The 4,964-nt window shown below is 39.1% G+C and carries 4 protein-coding genes and 2 rRNA genes; all 6 read right to left on the reverse strand.

Annotation, left to right across the window (positions count from 1 at the left end; genetic code table 11):
- Positions 1-322: 322 nt before the first annotated feature.
- A complete protein-coding gene (truA, locus tag AC1U9Z_RS17370; protein WP_479958480.1) occupies positions 323-1,060 on the reverse strand; it encodes a tRNA pseudouridine(38-40) synthase TruA in 738 nt (245 codons plus the stop codon).
- 95 nt (positions 1,061-1,155) lie between these two features.
- Complete coding sequence (locus tag AC1U9Z_RS17375) at positions 1,156-2,187, reverse strand: threonine aldolase family protein (RefSeq protein WP_479958481.1); 1,032 nt, start codon at positions 2,185-2,187, stop codon at positions 1,156-1,158.
- A gap of 58 nt (positions 2,188-2,245) precedes the next feature.
- On the reverse strand, positions 2,246-3,067 hold the full coding sequence (locus AC1U9Z_RS17380) for a nitroreductase family protein (RefSeq protein ID WP_479958482.1): 822 nt from the start codon (positions 3,065-3,067) through the stop codon (positions 2,246-2,248).
- A gap of 90 nt (positions 3,068-3,157) precedes the next feature.
- The gene (locus AC1U9Z_RS17385) at positions 3,158-4,261 is read right to left on the reverse strand and encodes an NAD(P)/FAD-dependent oxidoreductase (RefSeq protein WP_479958483.1); all 1,104 of its coding nucleotides are present in this window, start codon (positions 4,259-4,261) and stop codon (positions 3,158-3,160) included.
- A 289-nt stretch (positions 4,262-4,550) separates the two neighbouring features.
- A 5S ribosomal RNA gene (gene rrf, locus AC1U9Z_RS17390) occupies positions 4,551-4,667 on the reverse strand.
- 72 nt (positions 4,668-4,739) lie between these two features.
- Positions 4,740-4,964 (reverse strand): 23S ribosomal RNA (locus tag AC1U9Z_RS17395); the annotation flags it as partial.

Consider the following 4,964-nt stretch of genomic DNA (forward strand, 5'->3'; position numbering starts at 1 on the left):
GGATGTTTTTTGTGGTCGTCTTAGTTTCGAGTGTTAAACTCGACTTTTGACTTGACCTGTTTTTCATCCATCATCTGCTGTTTAGTTTTCAAAGACCATTTGCTTGTCCCGATCTCGCGACCGGAAGCTTATCTTACCATGTCTTTCACTGTGTTTCAAGTGCAAGTTTTTGGTAGTTTGTTCACTGCCTTATCGGCGGTGGAATCATATCTTACCACTTTTTCTGTGTTAGTTGCAAGTGGTAATTTTTGTTTGTCACCTTGCGGCGACATTTGTTATCTTAACACACATGTTGAGCCTTTTGCAAGAGTAATTTTTAACATTAATAATTTATCTTTTCCAAGAACAAACCACCCGCATCTGCCATACAACCCGTTAGATTTCGTTCCTTGGAAGCTAAAATTTTAGGTATATCCTCAGCAGCTTTTTCACCTAATCCAACTTCTATTAACGTTCCGATAATCTTTCTAACCATATTATGCAGAAATCCATTACCACTTATTCTGATTTGGATTAAACCTGCACTTTCTTCTAAATCAATCGAATATATTTCTCGGACCATTGACTTTTTCTTAGACTTTGCATTTGAAAAGGCAGTAAAATCATGTTCACCAATAAAATATTGAGTAGCCTTTTTAATTAAGGTGGTATTTAGCTTTTTCTCAATATGCATACTATATTTCCGCAGGAAAGGATTCGAAAATTCCTCGTTCCAAATTTTATATAGGTAGGTTTTACTTTTGACATGGTACCTGGCATGAAAGTCTTCTGGAACTAGGGTAACTCCCCTAATACTAATATCCTGGGGTAAATACCGATTTAAATAAGTTTTCATTTCAGCTTCTGACAGGTTTTCATTCGTCTTAAAATTGGCAATTTGAGCAAGTGCATGCACACCAGCATCCGTTCTACTGCTGCCAATAATTTCAACCTCTTTACCTACCAATTCCGATAATACATTTTCTATTTTTCCCTGAATTGTATTATCACTATTTTTTAGCCTTTGCCAGCCCTTATACCTTCCACCATCATATTGGATTAGCATTTTAAAATTGTTCATTGTTTCTCCTAATGAAAATAGTTATTTAGGTAGGAGTATATCGTTGACTCAACCATACACTCCTACTTAGTTGCACCTTAAATCAAGGGGACAGTCTATTTAGCTATACTATTTTTCAGATCATCAACAAAAGCTAAAACAGCCTCTTTTCTAGTAGCCCAGGAAGTGACTAGACGTATAGCAGAGCGTTCCTCATCTATTTTCTCCCAAACTATGAAGGAGTAATTTTCCTGAAGCTTGGTAATTAAATAATTTGGTAATATGGGAAACAACTGGTTAGAGGGAGAGTCCGTTAGAAACTGGTAGCCTGCTCCGCTGATTTCCAGCCTTAGCAAATTAGCCATCTCATTGGCATGTCTCGCCATATCAAAGAATAAATCATCTCTAAATAATTCCAGGAATTGTATGCCTAACACTTTACCTTTAGCCAGCATGGCTCCCCGTTGTTTTAAATGGTATCTAAAATCATCTTTAAGCCGGTCATTGCAAATCACCAAGGCTTCACCCAGAAGGGCACCGTTCTTAGTTCCGCCAATATAAAAGGCATCAACTAATTGCCCTATATCCGCAAGGGTTAGGTCATTCTCTTCTGAGCATAATGCCGAACCCAGGCGAGCCCCGTCCATGAATAAAAGTAATTTGTTTTCTCGACAAAATCTGCTTAACTGTTCCAATTCGCCTTTTGTATAGATGGTGCCAATTTCTGTTGGGTTTGAAATATAGACCAGTCTAGGTTTAACCATGTGCTCATCCCCATGAATATCAACAGCCGTTTTAACCTGTTCGGATCTAAGTTTGCCATCGGTAACCTCAATGGAAATAATTTTATGCCCTGTGGCCTCAATGGCTCCGGTCTCGTGAACCAGAATATGACCTGTATTAGCTGCAACAATCGCTTCATGAGGTCTTAAAAATGCTGACAGAGCAGTGAGGTTGGTTTGTGTACCGCCTGATAAAAAATGAATATCTATATCATTTTGCTTGATTCTTTGTTTAAGTATTTCCATGGCCTGCAAGGAATAACGATCTAGACCATAGCCTTCAACCTGTTCCATATTTGTTTCTAGTAAAGCGTTCAAAATTCTGGGATGCGCACCCTCACTATAGTCATTCTTAAAGCTGTACATTCCTATAATCTCCTTTGTAAAAATATGCTCCGCTATCATGTTCATTAAGCTTCAAATATTATTTCCAGTATATTGCCGCTTCTTTCCTTGGCACAGTTCTGTAGTACTTTACATTAGGATAGCCTATGACCATACAGGTTACAACCTGACTGTCTCCTTCTATGTTGAGAAAATCCATGATCTTTTTACTTTGCTGGGCTGCCCTAACAAAGAAGCCGCTGAAGAATGTACCTAGTCCTAAGGCATTCGTCATAAGCTCCATATTAGAGGAAGCCAGGGCCCCATTTATCTGGGAATTGGCAGTAACGATAATGATGGCTGGAGCATTAAAGAATAATCGATCGTTTTCGTGAGGATTTTTTTGAAATGCCTGGTACATGTCAATCCACATCTTAGCATATCTTCTCAACAGCTTAGCCTCTGGAGTTGGCTGGGCCAGCAGGTGTTCTCCCATTTTCTTTAAGGTTTCATAGGTTAAAGCTTTTAATTCCGGTAGTCCCTCCCTTACCACTATATAAGATACATCCTGCAGATTGCTACCTGTTTGGGTAAACCTGCCAGCTTCTATGATCTGCAAAATCTTTTCTTTTTCTACTTTTTTATCCCTAAATTGTCTCACACTTCTTCTAAATTTAATAAAGTTTAATAACTGTTCAGCACCGACTGAAAATTCATCCTTATTATACTCTTTTACTTCTTCCATATTATATTCATCTGTAGATATCGCTCTTTTGGGGCAGATAGCAATACAATGCCCACACTTAATGCAGTTTCTGTTTTTAACCTGCGCTTTGCCATCAATCCGTTCTATATCATTGGGGAAACAATCTTGAACACATTGCCCACATCCGATACATTCTTCCGTATTTACCTTTAACATTTGGTAATTCCACCCCCTATGTTTTCCACTAATATATTAACAAACCCCGCTGCATTGCGCCAGCGGGGTATTCCTATAATTGCTTGGTAGTTAAGTTTCTATTTCTTTACCACTTAAAATATTGGTTACTTTATTAATCTGACGCTGGATAGGGCCAAAAAAATCAACAAAGTTTAAGCCACTATTATATATTAGCTGCTTTATTACGGGTGTATCTATTGCTGAGATTAAACGATCCAAGCCATCATTATCAAGACCCTCAAATGGTTTTCTGAAAGAAGAGATATTCTCTACATGGTCCTGAAGTGGTTTAACCAGGGTGGAATAATCTAACCCTTTTATCATTGCACGTGCAGCATAGGTTCCGCTCATTAGCGCCTCAATTGCACCCGTTCCTAAAAATCTTTCTGTTAAGCCTGCTGAACGGCCTACTAATAGTACATTATCGACCTGAAATTTATTAACTCGTCCGTCCGTCCACATTGGAATCGAAAACTTGTAACCAAATTCAAGGTCTTCTAAATCTTCGATCTCTAAAAAATCCTTATAATGCCTATCAATCTCCAGTTCATCATCCCCAATATGACACATACCCACTATTGCCTGCGTGCTATTTATAGGTCCCAGCCTAGCAAGGCCCTGCCCAACATGTTTCATATTAAAGTAAATGGTTGTACTGGTGGGGTTAAAAGCACCATAAGCAAGTCCACCTCTTAAGTGAACCATATCTATGCTTTTCCATACACCGAGTTCTTTAGCAACTGTTTCTTTGCCAGTAGCAACAACTACGAAGTCATACTTCTTAGACAGCTCTTTATAATCAGCTGGCCTATTAAAATGAACCGGGGTTCTTTTAAGGGTACGATATAGCTGATTTTCTACAGAATCAACATGTTTACCTCGCCTCATAATGTAACCGATATCACCTTTGATCTTGGTTTCTTTATTTTGCGACCTCATTATTAATTCCGTACATCTATTTATAGGCTTTAAGTCTAAACCGAACCTATCTCTTAGGTAGTTATGGAGATCACCTTTGCTGTTGTGGATTACATGAAGCCAGTGGACAATACATACATAAGGCCACCCGACAGACTCATCACGTTCAAAAACATCCGGTATTATTCCTAATCTCTCGCACTCCAGGGCGCAGGCAAGACCACCTAGTCCAGCTCCAATAATAGCAATTTTCATTAGATACCAGCCTTATAAATTATTAGCAGCAAATTCCTTTACTTGATTCAACGTATCCTATGAATTCTAGTCAAAAAAATACGGACTATTAACTTAAGCTATATTTTCGATTACAACTAGTTTAATCAATAATTTAGATTTTATTAATTATTGGCAGAATATATAGAAACCAAGGACATGAAAAAAGAGGCCTCCCAAAAGTTCAGCGAACTTATGAGAAGCCCCTATAGACACGTATCTATACATAACAAAACCCTACAGTCATTATAACTGTAGGGTTTTAAAAATACTCTGGCAACGACCTACTCTCCCAGGAGCGTGAACTCCAAGTACCATCGGCCCTGAAGGGCTTAACTGCTGTGTTCGGGATGGGAACAGGTGTACCCCCTCCGGTATCGCCACCAGAAACTTATATGCTTTTGACTAGTTTTATCTGTTCTCTCAAAACTAAACAGCTACTTCGTATTGCGTCTTTTTCTTGGTCAAGAACTCGATCGATTAGTACCGGTCAGCTGAAAACATTGCTGCTCTTACACTCCCGGCCTATCTACCATGTTGTCTGCATGGGATCTTATCTACTTCCGTAGTGGGAAATCTCATCTTGAAGGAGGCTTCGTGCTTAGATGCTTTCAGCACTTATCCCTTCCGGACTTAGATACCCAGCACTACCGTTGGCACGATAGCTGGTACACCAGCGGTCCGT

The organism is Desulfotomaculum sp., assembly GCF_982386235.1.